The sequence below is a fragment of the Streptomyces sp. NPDC031479 genome (genome assembly GCF_055581065.1).
Window position 1 is genome coordinate 12,292 of sequence record NZ_JBVIKC010000019.1, and the last position, 18,586, is coordinate 30,877.

An 18,586-nucleotide genomic window follows, 5' to 3' on the forward strand; every position below is an offset into this window, starting at 1 on the left:
CAACGGGATGTCGGGGAGTTCCCTACAGGGGTCCGAGTTCGGCGAGTTGGACGATGCCAGTGCGTCCGCTTATCAACACGCCGTCCGATTGGGTCGTTTCGTCCGGACCGAGATCGCGTCCGCGCTGAACCTGACGGAGGCGGAAGCCGTCCGGGTCGAGGAGGCGCTCGGCACGTTCCGGCTGCTGCGCCCGATGCCGGGCCGCCCGGACGCGCTGGTGCCGGTGAGTCCCGACGCCGCGGCCGCGGACCTCGTGGGACCGGTGGAAGCCGAGATCCGCGAGATGCAGCAGTCGGTGACCGGGGTGAAGACCCAGATGCTGGCGCTGCTGCCGACGTACTTCGAGAACCGCCGCCGGCGCAATCAGACGGAGGCCTTCGACGTCGTCAGCGACGTCGGGGTGCTCCAGTCGATGCTGGACGAGTGCGGGGCCCGCTGCCGCCACGAGCTGCTGACGGCCATGCCGGGAGGGTCCCGCAACGCCAAGCGCATGGACGCCGCCCGGCCCAAGGCCCTCGACCGGCTCCGGCGCGGCGTCGACATCAAACACCTGTACCAGCACACCGTCCGCAGCGACCTCGCGACCGCCGACTACGTGCGCGCGATCACGGGCGAGGGCGCCGAAGTGCGCACCACCGACGAGGTGATCGACCGGATGGTGGTGTACGACCGGGAGGTGGCGTTCCTCCCGGAGCAGCACGTGGAGGGCCGCTTCCCGGGGGCGATCGTCGTCCGGGAGCCGACGCTCGTCGCCTTCCTGTGCAAGGTCTACGACCACATGTGGGCCGGAGCCACGCCGTTCGCGCCCGGAGGCGACGACACCGCCGACATCGCCGACGACCTCAAGCGGTCGATCATCCGGCTCATGGCACAGGGCCACAAGGACGAGATGGTGGCCCGCCGGCTCGGCATGTCGGTGCGCACCTGCCGCCGCCACATCGCCCGGATCATGGAGGAGATGGAGTCCACCAGCAGGTTCCAGACGGGTGTGAACGTCGCGCTCTACGGGCTCCTCGACGCCGACTTCGCCCCCTCGGGCGCGGACGGGGGAGATGCCGCCGGGCTGGGTACTAGCTGACGGACAGCAACCTGCCAGGTTCCACGGCTGGTTCCCTCCGCCGGACCCCCGGCAGCCTGGTGCGTGCGGCCTCAGCACCCGGTGGGGCCGGAGGGAGGGGCCAGCCATGGACACCGCCGTCATCGCCGCGGGACCGACGACCGCCGGGACCGCCGCACGGCACCTGGTACACCGTCCGCAGCCCTGGGAGCGGCACGGCCGCGCCGCCGTGCCGCCCGTGGCGGAGGAGTTCGTCCTGATGGGCGACCTGACCTCCGGCCACCCGCTGTTCGACGAGGGCCCCGGGCACTTCCACGACGTCGTCGCGGCGGCCGACATGCTCCGCGAGGTCGGCGAGTTCATCGGCCGCACCCACTTCGGCGTGCCCGCGGAGCGGACCGGCATCTTCTACCGGGTGGGCGTCGAGGTGGGCGACATCGGTCTGTGGCGCACCCGGCCCGGGGCCGCCCCCGGGAAGCTGACCACCACCATGGGCGTGCGCCCCGACAAGGTCATCGACGGGGTGCCGCGCGCGCTGGAGTTCCGCACGGCCCTGGAGATTGACGACGTGCCGTGCGGCACCGGCACGGCGAACCTGGTCTTCCTCGCCCCGATGGTGCACCGCAACCACCGCGAGCACAGTCGGCTGGCCGCGCTCGGCGCGGCGTCCGGAACCGACCGGCAGACGCCCCCGGGAGCCCCCGTGGACGCCGAGGAGGTGGGGCGCCGCGATCCGGACAACGTCCTGCTGCGCGGCCCCGTCGGACCCCACAACGGCAGGCTGTCCGTCGGTGTGGCCCTGCCCCCGCACTGGCTCGGCGACGCCACCGCGCGCGACGGGCACGTCCCCGCGCCGGCCCTGCTGGAATCCCTGCGCCAGACCTCCCTGCTCGCCGTCGGGCGCGGCTACGGCCTCGCGCCGGGGCGCAGCATGCTCGCCTCGCTCCAGGTCCACGTCCGCGGGTACGCCGAGGCCGACCTGCCGCTGCGCTGCGCCGCGGTGTCCGGCCGGCCGGGCCGGGACGCGGCGGGCCGGCGCACGGCTCCGCTGACCCTCACGCTCACCCAGGCGGGCCGGACCGTCCTGGAGGCCACCACCGTGGTCGTGGAGGACCACTGACGGGCGGTCAGCGCGCGGCGGCGTCCAGTGCCCGCCCCAGGGCCTCGGCGGCCTCGGAGTCGAGCATCGTGGTGATCTCGGTGTCCAGGGTGCGGCCCAGCCCCGCGTCGTAGACGGCCGCGCTGACGCAGAACGCGACGCCGCCGACGTCCAGGCAGTACGTGCGGAAGGCCCACTCGGCGCCCGCGCCGGGGGTGCCGTCCGGCCGGTGCACGCGGACCGGGCGGCCGTCCGGCCCGAAGCCGAACTCGGTGAACCGGAACTGCATGCCCTGCCCGATGGCCTTGCTGTAGGCCTCCTTCAGGGTCCACAGCCGCACCAGCCGCGGATTGCGCTGCGCCGGCTCCAGCTCGGTGAGGTTCAGCCGCTCGGCCGGGGTACAGATGTGCCGGTCCAGGCCCTTGCTGTAGATCTGGCGGTCCGCGAGCTCCGCGTCGACGCCGACGAGCCCGCGCGTGGTCAGGCCCACCAGCAGCAGGTCGCCGGTGTGGCTGAGGCTGATGTCGATCTGGTCGCAGCCGCGCAGGTACGGGCGCCCGGTGGGCCCGTAGGTGAGTTCCAGGTCCACCGCGTCCGCGTGCAGGGCCGCCGCGGCGGCGTGCTTGAGCAGCCTGCGCGAGGCCGCGTACCGCTCCCGGATGTCCTCGTGCGCGATGCTGCTGTAGCGGGCCCAGTCGCGGCCCAGCACGGCGCGCAGCGCGGGTCCGTCGGCGTCCCGGGGACGCCAGTCCGCGAGGGTGCCGTGCACCAGGGCCGTCCCGTGGGTGCGCAGGTCCGCGCGGACCGCCTCCCAGTCCGTGCCGTCGGCGCGCACCGCGATCGGCTCGCCCGGGGACACGGACGCCGGAGCGTTCACAGCGCACCGTCCCGGGCCACGGGCCGGGCGCCGGCGGCGGCCAGGACCTCGGTGTGTATCTGCGCGATGCTGCGGGCGCGCAGCACGGCGGAGACGGGCACGCGGCGCCCCGTCTCCTGCTCGATCAGCATGACCAGCCGCAGCAGGTGCACCGAGTCCCAGGACGGCAGGACGTCCAGGTCGGCACGGGCCTCCTCCTCGGTCAGCTCCAGGCCGAGTTCGTCACTGATCAGGCCGAGGAAGCCAGGGAGATCAGCGGGTGGTTCCTGCAGGCTCATCGTCGTCCCCTCCGAGGCACGGTTCGGTGGTCAGGTGGTCGGGTACAGGGGGGAGCTCCGCCAGGTCGTGGCGGAAGCGCAGCGAGCCGTCGGGGTCCCCGGCGGTCTCGGCGAAGCCCAGCGAGGGGTAGAAGCCGGCCGCCCTGGCGTTCTTGGCGGTCGGCCGGTGGCGGGCGTGCACGGCCGGCAGGCCGCGGTCCGCCGCGTGCGCCAGCAGGGTCGCGAGGACGGCCTGCTCGACCCCGCGCGCGAACACCCGGCAGCTGAGCCAGAAGCCGTCCAGGTGCAGCCCGTCGTCCGCGTACCGGCCGAGGACGGCGCCGGCCAGGCCGCTGTCGCCGAACCGGTCGCCGACGTGCACCGCGAGCACCAGGGCCGCCGGGTCGGCGGCCAGCGCGGCGATCCGGTCCGCGCCCAGGCGCTCCCCGGTGAGGTTGAACTGGTTGGTGCGCAGCGACAGCTGGGCGACGCGGTCGCCCTCGTGCGGTCCGGGCGGGGCGATCCGGACGCGGACGCCCAGACCGCGCAGGTACTCCTCGTACGATCCGCTGCCGCGCTCCAGCTCCGTACGGGCGGCCGCCTCGTGGTAGCGGGCGGTGCGGGCGAGGTCGTCGCCGGTCAGCCGGGGCGTGTCGAACCAGCCGTCGGCCAGCAGCCGGGTGACGTGCAGGGCCGGTTCCGTGCCCAGCGGCACCACGGCGGCGGCGGGGAGCCGGGCCCGCACCAGGGCGCGCTCGGCGGGGGAGTCGTCCGCGAAGACCAGCGCGTCGGCGCCGATGCCGAGGGCGGCGGCGATGTCCCGCAGGTTGCCGTCCTTGGGTTCCCAGTTGGCGTGGACGCGTACGAAGTCCCGCTCGCGCAGCACCATGTCCGGGTGGTCGCGGAGCACGCCGAGGACCGGGGCGGTGTCGTTCTTGCTGCTGACCGCGAGCAGGACCCCCTGGGAGGCGAGCTGCCGCGCGGTGCGCTGCAGGGCCGCGTGCGGCTCCCCGGCCAGGGTGCCGGCGGCGGCCGTGATCCCCTCGGGGCCGTCGTCGCCGAGGATCCCCGCCCACAGGGTGTCGTCGAGGTCCAGGACCAGGCACTTGCGGGTCATGCCCCGGTGGGCGCGCAGCACGTGCACGGCCTCCCGGGCGTAGGCGGCGAGCAACTGCTCGGTGTACGGGGCGTGCGTGTACAGGGCCAGGCGCGGGTCGGCGGCGGGGCCGCCGTCGGCGATCAGCGGCTCCAGGTCGACCACGGCCACCGTCGGGTGCTCGGCGGCCAGCCGCAGCAGCCGCGCGTTGAACTCCCGCCACACCGCCCCGAGCAGGGCCCGCTCCCGCTGCCCGACGAGCTGCTGGAGGCGGGTCCGGGGCAGGGGCAGGGTGTTGAGGACGAGCGGACCCGCGGCGTCCGCGGTGTGGGCGGCGGTGACCGCGCGCAGCCGCTCCAGCAGCCGGGCGCAGCCCGCCTCCACGTCCTGCCCGGTCCACGGCTCCGGGAGCTCGTCGAAGACGGCGCCCGCGTCGAGCACGCACAGGGTCAGGTCGGGCCGGTGGCGGCGCAGTTCGCCGCCGGGGTCGTGCAGGTCGCGCAGGTAGGCGCCGTGGTCCCCGGACAGCACGCGGGAGAGCAGCCCGTGCCGGGCCAGCTCGGCGACCAGCGGGTCGGTGAGCTGGACCAGGGTGGAGTGCCCGGTGACGGCCACCGTGACCAGGGGGGTGTCCGGGTGGCGGGCCAGGACCTCGGCCGCCGGGAGCGCCGCCAGGACCCGGCCGGCGCGCACCAGGTCGGTGCGGACGGCCTCGGGTTCCCGGTCGCCGTGGTCGGTCAGCCCGGCCAGCAGCGGGGCGACGCGGGGCCAGTCCCCGGCGAGGCGGCCCGCGCGGTGCAGGGCGCGCAGCTCCCGCACCGGGTCGGGGGGCGCCGCGGGGCCGGCGGGGGCGGTGGGGGAGGCGGGGGCGGTCATCCGGCGCCGTCCGTCTCCGGGACCCGCTCCAGGGCCAGCCCGCCCTTGATCCACTTGCTGGACTCGACCACCACGGCCAGGGCCCGCTCGCCCTCGCCCAGCTCCCCGGCGAGCAGGTCGAGCTGGATCAGGGGCAGGGCGTTGCCGGTGTTCCCGGTGTCGGACACGCAGGACACCTCGCGCAGCTCCGGCACGTCCATGTGCTCGGTGATGCGGGCCGTCATCCGGCCCGACAGCTGCGGGGGCAGGAGGTAGTCGAGGTCCTCGCGGGCCCAGCCGGCGGCGGCCAGCAGCTCCCAGAAGATCTCCGAGGCCATGGCCGGAACGCTCTCCTCGATGGCCTTGTAGTCCTCGAACAGCATCTGCCGGCCGGCCGTGTGGCGGGCCGCGCCCTGCCAGTCGACGATCTGGCCGGGGGCGCGGCCCCGCCCGGTGAAGCGGTGCAGCAGGCTCCGTACGGCGATGGCCTCGCCGACGGGCTCCGCGGCCACCACGGCCGCTCCCGCCCCGTCGCCGAACAGCACGTAGTTGACGAGCTCCTCGGTGGGCAGGCTGACCGCCTCGCGCCGCGGGTCGAGGAACCGGTCCGTGACGTCCCCGCCGACGACGAGGCCCGCGCGGTGCCCGCCCGCGAGCAGCGCGCGGGCCACGTCCAGGGCCTGCACGGCGCCCGAACAGCCCGCCTGCAGCTGGAAGGCGGGCAGGTGGCTGAGGCCCAGCCGGTCGGCGACCACGGTCGCGGTCGTGGGCAGCAGGGTGTCGGGCGTCGCGGTGGCCAGGACGAGGAAGTCGAGGTCGGCGGGGGCGAGCCCGGAGCCCGCCAGGGCCCGCCCGGCGGCCTCGGCGCACAGGTCGGCGAGGCTGTGGGTGAGGGTGCCGGTGCCCAGGTCCCAGCAGAAGTGCCGGGTACGGGTCCCCACGAAGAGGTCGATCCACTCCTCGCTGATCCCGAACACCTTGCCCAGCGTGGTGTTGTCCACCGGCTCGCCGGGCAGGGCGGTGCCCGTGCCGACGACGTACAGGGCGGTCTCGGTCACAGGTGTCACGGTCGTACCCCCACACTGATCCACTCGCCGACGAAGTCGGCCAGGGTGCCCACCGAGCGCAGCGCGGGCAGCAGTTGCTGCACCGCGATGCCGCCGGCCTGCGGCAGCGAGGTCTCGATCCGGTCCTTGAGTTGCATGATCATTACAGAGTCGAAGCCGAGGTCCTCGTAGAAACGGGAACGCCGGTCGACGCGTTCGGGCGCGTAGTCGCCCACCTCCACGACGGCGCGCACGACGGCGGCCAGCACCGGGTCCTCGGATCCGCCGCGCTCGCCCCCGTCCGCGACGGCGGCGGACGCGACGGCCGTCACGGTCGCCGGGCCGGACTCGGCCTCGGGAACGGGCGGGGCCACGTCGGCCCGCGGGCGGGCGGTCGCGGTGTGCCAGAAGCGGTGCTCGGCGGAGAAGGCGTACGGGGGCAGCCGCTCGGTGGTGCGCCAGGCGGGCTCGTACAGCTCCTCCCACCGCGGCTCCAGACCCGAGCGGTACAGGGCGGCGACCGTCTCGGCCAGGTCCCGGGCGCTCGCGTCCCGGCCCGGCGCCGGGTGCAGCAGCCGGATCCCGTCGGACATCCCGGACCGGCCCACGAGCTGGATCAGCTGCGGCGCCGGGCCGATCTCCACGAGCGCCGTCGGGGCGGTCCGCGCCACCAGGTCGGCCAGCGCGTCCGCGAACAGCACCGGCTCGGCGGCCTGACCGGCCCAGTAGGCGCCGTCCATCGGCTCGTCGGCCAGCAGCCGCCCGTACCGGGTGGAGGCGAGCGGGACGCGCGGCGCGGCGGGCGTGATCCCCGCCGCCGCGGCGGCCAGCGGCTCCAGGGCGGGAACCACCAGCGGCGAGTGGAAGGCGTGCGAGACGTTGACCGTACGGCAGTGGGTGCCGCGCCCGCGCAGCACCCCGGCGACCCGTTCCAGCGCCTCCAGGGTGCCGGACAGGACGGTGTTCTCCGGGCCGTTGACCGCGGCCAGCGACACCCCGGCACCGGCGGTGAGGAACTCCTCGACCGCCTCGCGTCCCGCCCGCACCGACAGCATGCCGCCGCCCTCGGGCAGCGCGTCCATCAGCCGCGCCCGCTCCGCGACCAGCCGGGCCGCCTGGTCCAGCGTGAGCACCCCCGCCGCCACGGCGGCCGCGAACTCCCCGACACTGTGCCCGAGCACCACGTGCGGCCCCGCGCCGAGCCCGCTCAGCGTCGCCGCCAGCGCGTGACCGACGGCGAACAGGGCGGGCTGCGCCCAGCGGGTGCGGTGCACGGCCGGATCCCCGTCCAGGATCAGGTCGCGCACCGAGCCGCCCAGGTACGGGGCGAGCGCCGCGTCGGCCTCGTCGAGCCGGCTCCGGTACAGCGGCGACTGCCGGTACAGGGCGGCCGTCATCCCGGGGTCCTGGACGCCCTGGCCGGTGAAGAGGAACCCGATGACCGGCGGGCGCCAGGCCCGGTCGGCGATCCCGGCGGCGAGCCGCGCGTCCTCGGCGGCCCCGCGCAGCGCCGCGGCCAGCTCCACGGTGTCGGAGGCGGTGAACGCCGCCCGGTAGGGCAGCCCCGTCTTGACCCGGTTGCTGGTCCAGCACAAAGCGGCGGCGTCCCCGCGCGGGCGGGCCGCCACCGCCTCGGCCTGCGCGGCCAGGTTGCGGCGCAGCGCCTCCGGGGTGTCGGCCGAGACCGTGAACACCCCGGTCGGCGCGGACGCCGCCCGGCGGCGCCCGGTCCGGGCCGTACGGGGCGCGGCGGCGAGCACCGCGTGCGCGTTCGTCCCGCCCATGCCGAAGCTGCTCACCCCCGCCACGACCTCACCGGCGGGCAGCCGCACCGGCGCCTTCAGCAGGGCCAGCCCCCGTTCGGCGAGCCGCAGTTGGGGGTTCTCGCGGTCCGCGAACCGGCTCGCCGGCACGATCCGGTGGTGCAGGGCGAGCGCCACCTTGATCAGCCCGGCGATCCCCGCGGCCCCCTCCGTGTGCCCGAGGTTGCCCTTGACGGAGCCGATCGCGCACGGCTCCTCGCGCGGTACGCCGTGCACCTCGCCCAGGGCCCCGCACTCGATGACGTCGCCGAGCGCGGTGCCCGTGCCGTGGGCCTCCACGAAGCGCACCTGCTCCGGGGTGACCCCGGCCCGGCGGTAGGCGGCCGCGACGACCTCCCGCTGGGAGTGCCGGTTCGGCGCGGTGACGCCGTTGCTGCGCCCGTCCTGGTTGACGGCGGTGCCCCGGATGACGGCGTAGACCCGCTGCCCGTCGGCGAGCGCGTCCTCCAGCCGCCGCAGCACCACCACTCCGACGCCGTCGCTGCGCGCGATGCCGTTCGCGTCGGCGCTGAACGGCCGGCACCGGCCGTCCGGCGAGGCCAGCCCCATCTGCGCGTACACCAGGCCCAGCGCCGGCGTCAGGATCAGGTTGACCCCGCCGGCCAGCGCCGTGCCGCACTCCCCGGACAGCAGCGAGTTGACCGCCAGGTGCACGGCGACCAGCGAGGAGGAGCAGGCCGTGTCCACGGACAGGCTCGGCCCCTTCAGGTCGAGGTGGTACGAGATCCGGTTGGCGGCCATGCCGGCACTGGACCCGGCGCCCAGCTGCGGGGTCACCCGCCCGTAGTCGCCCAGGTGCAGCTGGCCCCACTCGCTGCCCATCATGCCGACGAACACACCGGTGTCGCCGCCCGCCAGGGACCGCGGGGAGCGCCCCGAGTCCTCCACGGCCCGCCACGCGCACTGGAGCAGCAGCCGCTGCTGCGGGTCCATCGCGGCCGCCTCGCGCGGCGAGACGGTGAAGAAGTCGTTGTCGAACACGTCGGCGTCGTCGATGAACCCGCCGCGCACCGGCGTCTCGTACCCCGGCCCGAACCGGCGCGCGACGGGCTGCTCGCCGGTGGCGTCGCCGCCGCGCATCAGCAGGTCCCAGTAGGCGTCGGGACCCGGCGCCCCGGGGAAGACGCAGTCCAGTCCGACCAGGGCGACGGAGGCGGAGCTCACCGGGAGACCCCCGCCGTCGGCACCGTCACGCCCCGCGCCGTCAGATGGGCGACCAGCGCGACGACGGTCGGGTGGTCCCAGGCCAGCGACGGGTCCACGGCGATGCGGAACGTGTCCTCGATGTCCCCGCACAGGCTGAGCGCCCCCACCGAGTCCATGCCGTACTCGGCGAGCGGCACGGTGGGGTCGATGCTGTCCGGCAGCCGGTCGAGGTACACGGCGAGGCGGTCGGTCAGCCAGTGGTGCAGCGGGGCCGCGCTGTGCGGCGACACGGGCAGGGACATCCCTGGACTCCTTGCATGCGGGCGAAGGGGGAGGACGGTGGTCGGGGCCGTTGCCCGTCAGCCGGGAAGCGGGGTGTTGTGCAGGTCGTAGCTGCGCCGGTCCCCGAAGCGGGCCAGGACCTCCTGGTGGACCCGCGCCATGCACTCGGGGGGCAGCTCCACGGGCTCGGTGCCGAGCCTGCGCGTGATGCGGTGCAGGGCCGCGGCGGCCCAGGCCGGATCGGCCAGGAACGGGTCGAGCCCGTCGCGGTTGTGGCGGCGCACGCCGAGCACGGCCGCGGCGGCCAGGACCAGCACGTAGCGGTCGGTCAGCGCGAACCAGGCCGGCCCGACCGGGGTGCGGCCGTCCAGCGGCGGCAGCGCCAGCACCCGCCGGCGCAGGTCCCGCAGCTCCTCGACGAGGTGCTCCGTCATCGTGCGCAGGGCCCGCTCCACCGGATCGCGCCCCGGCAGTTCCGCGGCGGCGGCCAGCAGCGAGGCACTGAGGCTGTCGCGACCGCCGGCCAGCGCGAGCGCGTCGTAACGGAACGCCGGCAGGGGCGCGTCGGGCTGGAACAGCGCGGCGGGGGCCTCCTCCTCGGTGAACCAGGAACGGCTCGCCAGGTGCTTCAGCTGCGGGATGATCGTCGCCTGGCAGGCGACCGTCCCCGCGTGGCCGAGGCTGATCACCGGCACGTCCCGGATGTGCTTCTGCAGGACGCCGACCGTGCCGTCCCGCGTGTACAGCTGGGACCCCAGGACGGTGGACAGGTCGTACATCGTCTCGATCAGCACCCGCGGCAGCAGCAGCTTCACGGCCGCCGAGTACACGCTGGTCTCCGCCGGCAGCAGGTGCAGCGCCCGGGTGGCGACGACCGCCAGGCAGTCGTAGAGCAGCAGGTTCACGAACGCCCCGGTCAGGGTGTTCGCGGTGTGCTGCGGGTCCACCGGCGCCGTGCCGGCCGCGCCCGGCCCCCGCCGGCGGTCCACCAGCACGGCCGTACGCAGGCTCGTGTCCACGGCGGCCACCGACAGCGAGGCCATCAGGGTGCGGCTCATCTGGAACGACTGGAGCGAGGTCGTGACCCCGCTGCCGGGCGCGCCGAGCAGCGCGTCGGCGGGCACCGGGCAGTCGTCGAAGCGCACGCCCGAGAAGAAGCAGGACCGCAGGCCCACCGCCGCGGGCCGCCGCTCGGTGCGGTACCGGTCGGCGGGCAGGGTGCGCGGGTCCAGCAGCAGGGCGCTCTGCGTCCCCCCGGGGAAGTGCCCGCCGGTGCGGCAGAACAGCACCAGGGCGTCCGCCCGGTGCAGGTTGTTGACCACCGGCTTGGCCCCGGTGACCGACAGCCCGCCGCCGGGCACGGGCTCCGCGGCGATCTGGTTGCGCACGAAGTCGTTGGTGTGTGCGGTCTCGTGCTGGGCGATGGCCGCCTTCGACCCGCCCAGCAGCAGACCGCCCAGCCACGACCGCTGCTCCCGGCTGCCGCGCATCCACACGTCGGAGGCGGCCATGAAGGTGGTCATCCCGTAGCCCATGCCGAGGGACACGTCCCGCCGGAACACCGGCCGCATCACCCGCAGCAGGCCCTCGGGCGAGTCGAAGCGGCCACCGAGCTCGCGGGGGACGAACTCGCGGTGCATGCCGAAGTCGTCGAGCAGCCCCTCCGCCTCCGGGGACAGCGCGGCCGCCTGGTCGGAGGCCAGCAGGGCGCGGTGCCCGGCCGGGTTGCCGGGCGCGCCGGGGTCGCCGAGCAGGGCCTCCAGCGCGGCGGCCCGGACCCGGCCGCTCGTCGACTCCGGGGACGGCGCGGGCCGCCGCACCGGCGCCCGGGGGGCCGGTCCGGCGGCGACGGCGAGCGCGCTCACCACGCCGTCTCCTGCATGGCGGACCGGGTGCCGGCCCGGCCGGCCGGCCGCAGCAGGTCGTTGCCCAGCAGCGTGTCGCGCGGCCGGACCAGGGCGCGCACGGCCGGGTCGAGGACCTCGTAGACGCCGCTGACCTCGCCCTCCAGGAACAGCTTGCGGATCAGGGTCCGCTGGATCTTGCCGCTGGTGGTGCGGCGCAGGGTGCCGGGCCGCACCAGGAGCACATTGGCCGCGGGCACGTCGAAGTCCTGGCCGATGAGGACCTGGATGCGGCGGGCGAGGGCGCGCAGCGTCTCCCAGTCCGCGTTCTCCGGACGCACCTCGTGCACGACGACGAGCTGCTCGCGGTCCGCGTCCACGGTGAACACGGCCCCCTGTCCCGCCCCGAGGGCGGGCTCCCCCTCGCGCACCGCCCACTCGACGTCCTGCGGGTAGATGTTGCGGCCGTTGAGGATGATCATCTCCTTGAGGCGGCCCGTGACGTACAGCTCGTCCCCGTCGACCACCCCGAGGTCGCCGGTGCGCAGGAAGCCGCTCTCCCCGTCGTCCACCATGGCGTGGAAGGTACGGGCGGTGTCGGTGGGACGGCGCCAGTAGCCCTGGGCGACGCTGTCGCCGCGCACCCAGATCTCCCCGACCCGTCCCTCGGGCACCTCCTCGCCGATCACCGGCTCCACGATCCGCACCGCGAAGCCGCGCACGGAGCCGCTGCCGACCAGGGTCCGCACCGGCCGTCCCGGGCGCGGCGGCCGCAGCTCGTCGTATTCGAGGCCGGCCGCGTCGACGGTCAGCGTGCGCGGCCCGCTGCCGGGCGTGCCGCCCGACACCACGAGCGTGGCCTCGGCGAGCCCGTACGCCGGGTAGAGGCTCCCGCGGCGGAAACCGGCCGCGGCGAAGCGTTCGGCGAAGGCCTCCAGGGTCTGGTGGCGCACCGGTTCGGCGCCGTTGATCGCCAGCCGCCAGCTGCTCAGGTCGAGGTCCGCGAGCTGCTCGTCGGTGATCCGGCGCAGGCACAGGTCGTAGCAGAAGTTCGGGCCGCCGCCGACGGTCACCCCGTACTCGCCGATCGAACGCAGCCAGCGCACCGGCCGCTTGACGAACGCGGTCGGCGACATCTGCACCGACGAGGTGCCCAGCCACAGCGGGTGCAGCAGATGGCAGATGAGCCCCATGTCGTGGTAGTGCGGCAGCCAGCTGCCGAACACGTCGTCGGCCGTGGAGCGCAGGAGCCCCCGCATCGCCTCCATGTTGGCGAGGAGGTTGCGGTGACTGACCATCACCCCGCGCGGCCGGGACGTCGAACCCGAGGTGTACTGGAGGAACGCCAGGTCGTCCGGACCGGTGGGCGGCGGCTGCCAGGCATCGGCGTCCAGCCCCTCCTCCACGTCGGTGGCCAGGCACACCGTCTCGCCCCGGCCCGCCATGGCGAGCCACAGCGACACGTCGGGGGCGTGCGCGGAGTCGGTCAGCACCAGCCGCGCCCCGGTGTCGCGGATGATCCCCGACACGCGCTGCAGCCGCTCGCCCCGGTCGCCGGGCAGCGGGGCGGGAACGGCGACGGCACCGGCGTACAGACAGGCGGCGAACGCCTTCAGGAACCCCGGACCCGGCGGGTACAGCAGCAGCACCGGCTGCCCCAGGGCCCCGTGTTCGCGCAGCCGCACCGCGATGGCCCGGGCCGCGCGGTCCAGCTGCCCGTACGTGAGGTGCTCGGCGGCGGCGCCCGGGGCGTCACCGAGGAACACGTGAGCGTCGCGCTCGCCGAGTTCCGCGGCCCGGCCGCGGAGCACTTCGGTGAACGTAGCGAATCCAGTCAACGTCAGCCCCCTTCTGGCGCATCCGGGGCAACTGCCGAACGCCCGGCGCCCCTGCCGCCAACGCCTCGGCATGCTCCGCGCTCCGCCTAAAGCATGGCTTGCGGGTCCCGGGCCAGGGTGCGCGGCCCCGGATCAGGGGTTCCGCTGTCCGAAGCCGGGGGTGGGACCCGCCCTAGGGTGGCGAGGGCCGGGCAGCTGGGGGAGTCTGCCGCCACCCGTGCCACCGGAGTACCGAGGAACGGGGGCTGCATGCGATTTCGGGTGTTGGGGCCACTGGAAGTGGACGCGGCCGGCCCGGACGCGCGCCGGGTGACGCCCCGTGCGGCGAAGATCCGCGTGGTCCTCGCGACGCTGCTGGTACGAGCCGACGAGATCGTGTCCGTCGGCAGCCTCATCGACGAACTGTGGGGCGAGGACCCGCCGCGCACCGCGACGACCACGCTCCAGGTCTACATCTCGCAGCTGCGCAAGCTCCTGCACGCCGCCGACCCCGACGCGGGCCGCGAAGCCCTGGTCACCCGCCCGCCCGGCTACCTCATGCGGCTGGATCCGGACCGGCTGGACCTGTCCGCCTTCGAGGACCTGCACGCCCGGGGCCGTGCCGCCATGGCCCGCCACGACGCCCCGGCCGCCGCCGACCTCCAGCGCCGCGCGCTCGCGCTGTGGCGCGGCCCCCTGCTGTCCGACACCCCTCACGGGCCCCTGCTCGACAGCACCGCCATCCGCCTCGGCGAACTGCGCACGGCGGCACTCGAACAGCGCATCCGGGCCGACCTGCAACTGGGCCGCCACCACGACCTCGTGGGCGAACTCCAGGCGCTCGCCGCCGAACTCCCGATGCGCGAGGAGTTCCACGCCCACCTGATGGTGGCCCTCTACCGCTCCGGCCGGCAGGCCGACGCGCTGGAGGCCTTCGCCCGGCTGCGGCGCACCCTCGTCGACGAACTGGCGATCGAGCCGGGCCCGCCGCTGCAGCAGCTCCACGGCCGGATCCTGGCCGGCGACACCGCCCTGCTGCGCCCCTCGGCCGCCGCACCCTCCCCGCCCGGCGGCCCCCGTCCGACCGTGACCGCGACCGTGACCGCGGGCGGGAACACGGGCGGGAACACGGGCGGGAACGCCGTGTCCGCGGCCCCGCCGTCCGCCGTCGAACCGGAACCCGACCTGCCGCCCGCCGGCGTACCGGCCGGTGAACTCCCGCCGTCCGACCCGCTGTTCACCGGACGCGGCGAGGAGCTGGCCGCACTGGAGACGCTGCTGCGCGACGTCCCGGCGGGCGGCTGCGTCACGCTCACCGGCCCCGCCGGCACGGGCAAGACCGCCCTCGCCCTGGCCGCCGCGCACCGCGCCGACGGGCTCTTCCCCGACGGCCGGGTGTTCCTCGCCCTGCGCGACGCGGCCGGCGAACCGCTCGCACCCGCCGCCGCGCTGACCCTGCTGCTCCGCCGCTGCGGGGTCACCGGACCGCTGCCCGATGAGCTCGACGGGCTGCGCCGCACCCTGGACCGGCTCACCCTGGGCCGCAGGATGCTGTTCGTGCTCGACGACGCGGCGGGCGGGGACCGGACCGCCCCCCTGCTTCCCGCGACCCCCGGCAGCACCGCGCTGCTGACCGCCCGCCGGCCCCCCGCGGTCCCGGTCTCCCGGGTGCACCTGCTGGACGTCCTCGCCCCGGCGCAGGCCCGCCGGCTGCTGCTGGCCGCGTCGGGCCGGGACGGCGAGGACGACGGGCCCGAAGGGGCCTGCGCCGCCGTCGTCGAGGCGTGCGGCCGTCTGCCGTCGGCCGTACGGGCCCTCGCGGGCCGGCTGGCGGCCCGCCCGCACTGGACCGTGGCCTCCCTCGCCGCCAGGCTCGCCGACGAGCACGCCCCACTGGCCGAACTCCGCTCCGCGCAGCCCGGCCTGGACGCGGCCCTGCGCGGGGCCTACGACGAAGCCGGCGAACCGCTGCGGCGCGCCTTCCGGCTGCTCGCACTGCTGCCCGCCGGCCCCTTCCCCGCCACCGACGCGGCCGCCCTGCTCGGCCTGGCCGAACCGGACGCCGAAGCCGTGGTGGAGGGCCTCGTGGAGGCCCGTCTGCTGCGGGCCGAACCCCGCGGCGCCTACCGCCTGCACGTGCTGTGGCGGCTCCTGGCGGGCGAGCTCCTCACCGCGCAGGAGCCCCCCGGCGAGGTGGCCCGCGCCGTGGCCCGGCTCGCCGGAGCCCTGGCCGCCGAGGCGGAGGAGGCCGACGCGCTGCCGCACGCCGCCGAATGGTTCGCCGAACGCCGCACCGCGCTGGTCGCGGCCCTCGGCCGGGCCCACACGGCCGGGCTGTGGGAGCACACGGTGCGCCTCGCCGACGCCCTGACCGCCCCCCTGGAGGCCCACGCGGCCTGGGACGACTGGGAGCGGGCGCACACCCTGGCCCTCGACGCCGCCGAACACCTCGGCGACCTCGGCGCCCAGTCCCGGCTGCTGCGCTCGCTCGGCGACCTCGCCTGGCAGCGCCGGCGGACGGACACCGCCCGCGGCCTGTACGGGCGCGCGCTGCGGGCCGCCGACGGGGCCGACGCCCGGCCCGAGCGCGCCCGCGCCCTGACGGGCCTGGCCGAACTGAGCCTGGACGCCTCGGCCGTCACGGAGGCGGCCCGGCTGATCGGCCGGGTCCTCGACCCGGCGCCCGGGGACCCCCGCGACCACTACGAGGCCCGGCGGGTGCGGGCCCTGCTCGCCCTGGAGACGGAGGGCCCCGCCTCCGCGGAACCGCACTTCGCGCGGTGCCTGACCCTGGCGGCCCAGCTCGGCGACCGGCGGCGCGAGGCGTACGCCGTCCGGTGGCTGCGCCAGGTGCGCGGCGGCCTGCCGCTGCCGGACTGGACGGAGACCCGGCCCGGGGTGTGGCGGCTGCGCGCCGCGGGCTGAGCCGCCCCGCCACCGCCCCGCCCCGCCGAAGGGCCGCCTGCGGAGCGCGCGGGGACCGACCGACGCGCGCGACGCGTCACCACGTACCGACGTAAGGAGAGATGCCCGTGCTCACGGCGCTGGAAGGGGTGTACGGGGACCGCGCCGACGCGGTCACCGTCGCCGGCCGGACCGCCTCGTACGAGGAACTGCTGGGCGCGGCCGGGGCGGTGGCCGCCGACGTGGCCGGCGCCCCCGCCGTCGCGGTCGAGGCCACGGCCTCCCTGGAGACCGTCGCCGCGGTGGCCGGCTGCCTGCTGGCCGGGGTGCCCGTCGTCCCCGTACCGCCCGACGCGGGCGTCGCCGAACGCGAGCACATCCTGCGCGACTCGGGCGCCACCCCCGTCACGGCCGACTTCGCCCGCCGGGCCGCCTGGAGCGGCCCCGCACCGGCGGCCGACGCCCCCGCGATGGTCCTCTACACCTCGGGGACCACCGGCGCGCCCAAGGGGGTCGTGCTCGACGGCGCCGCCATCGCCGCCGGACTGGACGCCCTCGCCGAGGCCTGGCAGTGGAGCGCCGAGGACACCCTGGTCCACGGGCTGCCGCTGTTCCACGTGCACGGGCTGATCCTCGGCGTCCTCGGCGCGCTGCGCACGGGCAGCCGCCTCGTGCACACCGGCCGGCCCACCCCGGCCGCGTACGCCGAGGCGGGCGGCAGCCTGTACTTCGGGGTGCCCACGGTGTGGTCCCGCGTCGTCGGGGACCCGGAGCGGGCCCGCGCGCTGCGCTCCGCGCGGCTGCTGGTCTCGGGCAGCGCCCCGCTGCCGGAGCGGGTCTTCCGCGGCCTGGAGGAGCTGACGGGGCGCCGGCCGGTCGAGCGGTACGGGATGACGGAGACCCTGATCACGGTGAGCGGCCGGGCGGACGGCCCGCTGCGGCCGGGCGCGGTGGGGACCCCGCTGCCCGGGGTCCGCACGCGGATCGCGGCCGGACCGGGGGAGGAGATCGGTGAACTCCAGCTGACCGCACCCACGTTGTTCTCCGGCTACCTGGGGCGCCCCGAGGCCACGGCGGCCTCGTACACCGAGGACGGCTGGTTCCGCACGGGCGACATCGCCGCGATCGACGCGGACGGCACCCACCGCATCGTGGGCCGGGCCTCCGTCGACATGATCAAGTCGGGTGGGTACCGGATGGGGGCGGGCGAGATCGAGAACGCCCTCCTGGACCACCCGCGGGTGCGCGAGGCGGCCGTCGTCGGGGTGGCGGACGCCGATCTGGGCCAGCGCGTGGTCGCGTTCGTCGTGGCCTCCGGGGTGACCGGGGCCGAGCTCACCGACTTCGTCGCCACGCGCCTGTCGGTGCACAAGCGGCCGCGCGAGGTGCGGTTCGTGGCCGCGCTGCCGCGCAACGCCATGGGCAAGATCCAGAAGCGGCTGCTGCCGGCGGGGGAGGGGTGAGGTGCGGCCCGCGCGGCCCTCAGCGCGCCCCCGGGGCCCCGGCGGACCCGGCCGGCTCGCCGTGCCCGGCCGGCTCGGGCTCGGCCGTGGGGCGGTAGTGCCGCAGGAACAGCTCTTCGAGCGTCGGGGGCCGGCTGACGAGGCTGCGCACCCCCGACTCGGAGAGCACCCGCAGGAGCGTGCCGAGGTGCTCGGCGTCGACCTGGGCGGTGACCTTCGTCCCCCGGACCTCCAGGCCGTGGACCCCGGGCAGCTCCTCCAGGCCCTCGGCGGGGGCGGCGAGTTCGGCGGTCACGGAGGTGCGGGACAGGTGCCGCATCCGGCTGAGCGAGCCCGTCTCCACCGTGCGCCCGTCGCGGACGATGCTGACGCGGTCGCACAGCGCCTCGACCTCGGTGAGGATGTGGCTGGACAGCAGGACCGTGCGGCCCTCGTCGGCGGCCTCGCCGACGCAGCTCTGGAAGACCTCCTCCGCCAGCGGGTCCAGGCCGGAGGTGGGCTCGTCGAAGACGAGCAGTTCGGCGTCGGAGGCGAAGGCGGCGACCAGGGCGACCTTCTGCCGGTTGCCCTTGGAGTACGCGCGGCCCTTCTTGCCCGGGTCGAGCTCGAAGCGGTCCGTCAGCTCCTTGGCGGCCCGGGGGTCGGTGGCGCCGCGCAGCCCGGAGAGGAAGCCGAGGGCCTCGCCGCCGGAGAGGTTGCGCCACAGGTTCACGTCGCCGGGTACGTAGGCGATCCGGCGGTGCAGCGCGACCGCGTCGCGCCAGGGGTCGCCGTCCAGCAGCCGCACGCGGCCGCGGTCGGCGCGGATCAGGCCGAGGAGGATGCGCAGGGTGGTGGACTTCCCCGCGCCGTTGGGGCCCAGGAAGCCGTGCACCTCGCCCTTCTCGACGCTCAGGTCGAGGCCCTTCAGCGCGTGGGTGCGGCCGAACGACTTGTGCAGTCCGGCAATCTCGATTGCCATCATCATATTTCGGAAGATACCTTAGTTTCAGAATATCGTGAAGCTAGTGGAAGGTATCG

At 75.8% G+C, this 18,586-nt stretch carries 13 protein-coding genes; 4 read left to right on the forward strand and 9 right to left on the reverse strand.

The genetic code is table 11. The annotated features are described in order from the left end of the window. Positions 1-88 precede the first annotated feature (88 nt). Both ACZ5D2_RS21945 and ACZ5D2_RS21950 read left to right on the forward strand, forming a co-directional pair. Positions 89-1,078: a helix-turn-helix transcriptional regulator gene (locus ACZ5D2_RS21945; protein ID WP_371681547.1), complete on the forward strand. Its 990-nt coding sequence runs from the start codon at positions 89-91 to the stop codon at positions 1,076-1,078. Positions 1,079-1,184: 106 nt separating this feature from the next. Then, entirely contained in the window at positions 1,185-2,177 is a 993-nt protein-coding gene (locus ACZ5D2_RS21950; RefSeq protein ID WP_468931255.1) for an AfsA-related hotdog domain-containing protein, read from the forward strand. Between the two features lie 7 nt (positions 2,178-2,184). Here ACZ5D2_RS21950 and ACZ5D2_RS21955 read toward each other — a convergent pair whose 3' ends face one another. Genes ACZ5D2_RS21955 through ACZ5D2_RS21990 form a run of 8 tightly spaced genes read right to left on the reverse strand, consistent with a single transcriptional unit; the run spans position 2,185 to position 13,220 of the window. Continuing rightward, a complete protein-coding gene (locus ACZ5D2_RS21955) occupies positions 2,185-3,033 on the reverse strand; it encodes a 4'-phosphopantetheinyl transferase family protein (protein WP_371681546.1) in 849 nt (282 codons plus the stop codon). Continuing rightward, on the reverse strand, positions 3,030-3,311 hold the full coding sequence (locus tag ACZ5D2_RS21960; RefSeq protein WP_331733207.1) for an acyl carrier protein: 282 nt from the start codon (positions 3,309-3,311) through the stop codon (positions 3,030-3,032). Before ACZ5D2_RS21960 ends, ACZ5D2_RS21955 begins: the two co-directional genes overlap by 4 nt. Then, positions 3,286-5,262, reverse strand: coding sequence for an HAD-IIIC family phosphatase (locus ACZ5D2_RS21965; protein WP_468931260.1), 1,977 nt, complete (start codon positions 5,260-5,262; stop codon positions 3,286-3,288). The genes ACZ5D2_RS21960 and ACZ5D2_RS21965 overlap by 26 nt, the downstream gene beginning before the upstream one ends. After that, positions 5,259-6,299 carry a 3-oxoacyl-ACP synthase III family protein gene (locus tag ACZ5D2_RS21970; protein WP_468931262.1) on the reverse strand — a complete coding sequence of 347 codons (1,041 nt, stop codon included), beginning with the start codon at positions 6,297-6,299 and terminating at the stop codon, positions 5,259-5,261. Before ACZ5D2_RS21970 ends, ACZ5D2_RS21965 begins: the two co-directional genes overlap by 4 nt. A gap of 5 nt (positions 6,300-6,304) precedes the next feature. Beyond that, positions 6,305-9,274, reverse strand: coding sequence for a type I polyketide synthase (locus tag ACZ5D2_RS21975; RefSeq protein WP_331733198.1), 2,970 nt, complete (start codon positions 9,272-9,274; stop codon positions 6,305-6,307). Further along, a complete protein-coding gene (locus ACZ5D2_RS21980) occupies positions 9,271-9,558 on the reverse strand; it encodes an acyl carrier protein (protein WP_331733195.1) in 288 nt (95 codons plus the stop codon). The genes ACZ5D2_RS21975 and ACZ5D2_RS21980 overlap by 4 nt, the downstream gene beginning before the upstream one ends. Positions 9,559-9,615: 57 nt before the next feature. Further along, entirely contained in the window at positions 9,616-11,403 is a 1,788-nt protein-coding gene (locus tag ACZ5D2_RS21985; RefSeq protein ID WP_331733190.1) for an acyl-CoA dehydrogenase, read from the reverse strand. Beyond that, positions 11,400-13,220 (reverse strand): fatty acyl-AMP ligase, encoded by a 1,821-nt coding sequence (locus tag ACZ5D2_RS21990; protein WP_331733185.1) that lies wholly within the window; start codon positions 13,218-13,220, stop codon positions 11,400-11,402. The genes ACZ5D2_RS21985 and ACZ5D2_RS21990 overlap by 4 nt, the downstream gene beginning before the upstream one ends. A gap of 249 nt (positions 13,221-13,469) precedes the next feature. On the opposite strand from ACZ5D2_RS21990, the gene ACZ5D2_RS21995 reads away from it, so the two are divergent. Both ACZ5D2_RS21995 and ACZ5D2_RS22000 read left to right on the forward strand, forming a co-directional pair. Continuing rightward, a complete protein-coding gene (locus ACZ5D2_RS21995) occupies positions 13,470-16,124 on the forward strand; it encodes an AfsR/SARP family transcriptional regulator (RefSeq protein ID WP_468931268.1) in 2,655 nt (884 codons plus the stop codon). Between the two features lie 101 nt (positions 16,125-16,225). Next, positions 16,226-17,566, forward strand: coding sequence for an AMP-binding protein (locus tag ACZ5D2_RS22000; protein WP_468931270.1), 1,341 nt, complete (start codon positions 16,226-16,228; stop codon positions 17,564-17,566). Positions 17,567-17,585: 19 nt separating this feature from the next. On the opposite strand, the gene ACZ5D2_RS22005 is transcribed toward ACZ5D2_RS22000, so the two are convergent. Beyond that, the gene (locus ACZ5D2_RS22005; protein ID WP_468931273.1) at positions 17,586-18,533 is read right to left on the reverse strand and encodes an ABC transporter ATP-binding protein; all 948 of its coding nucleotides are present in this window, start codon (positions 18,531-18,533) and stop codon (positions 17,586-17,588) included. Positions 18,534-18,586 lie beyond the last annotated feature (53 nt).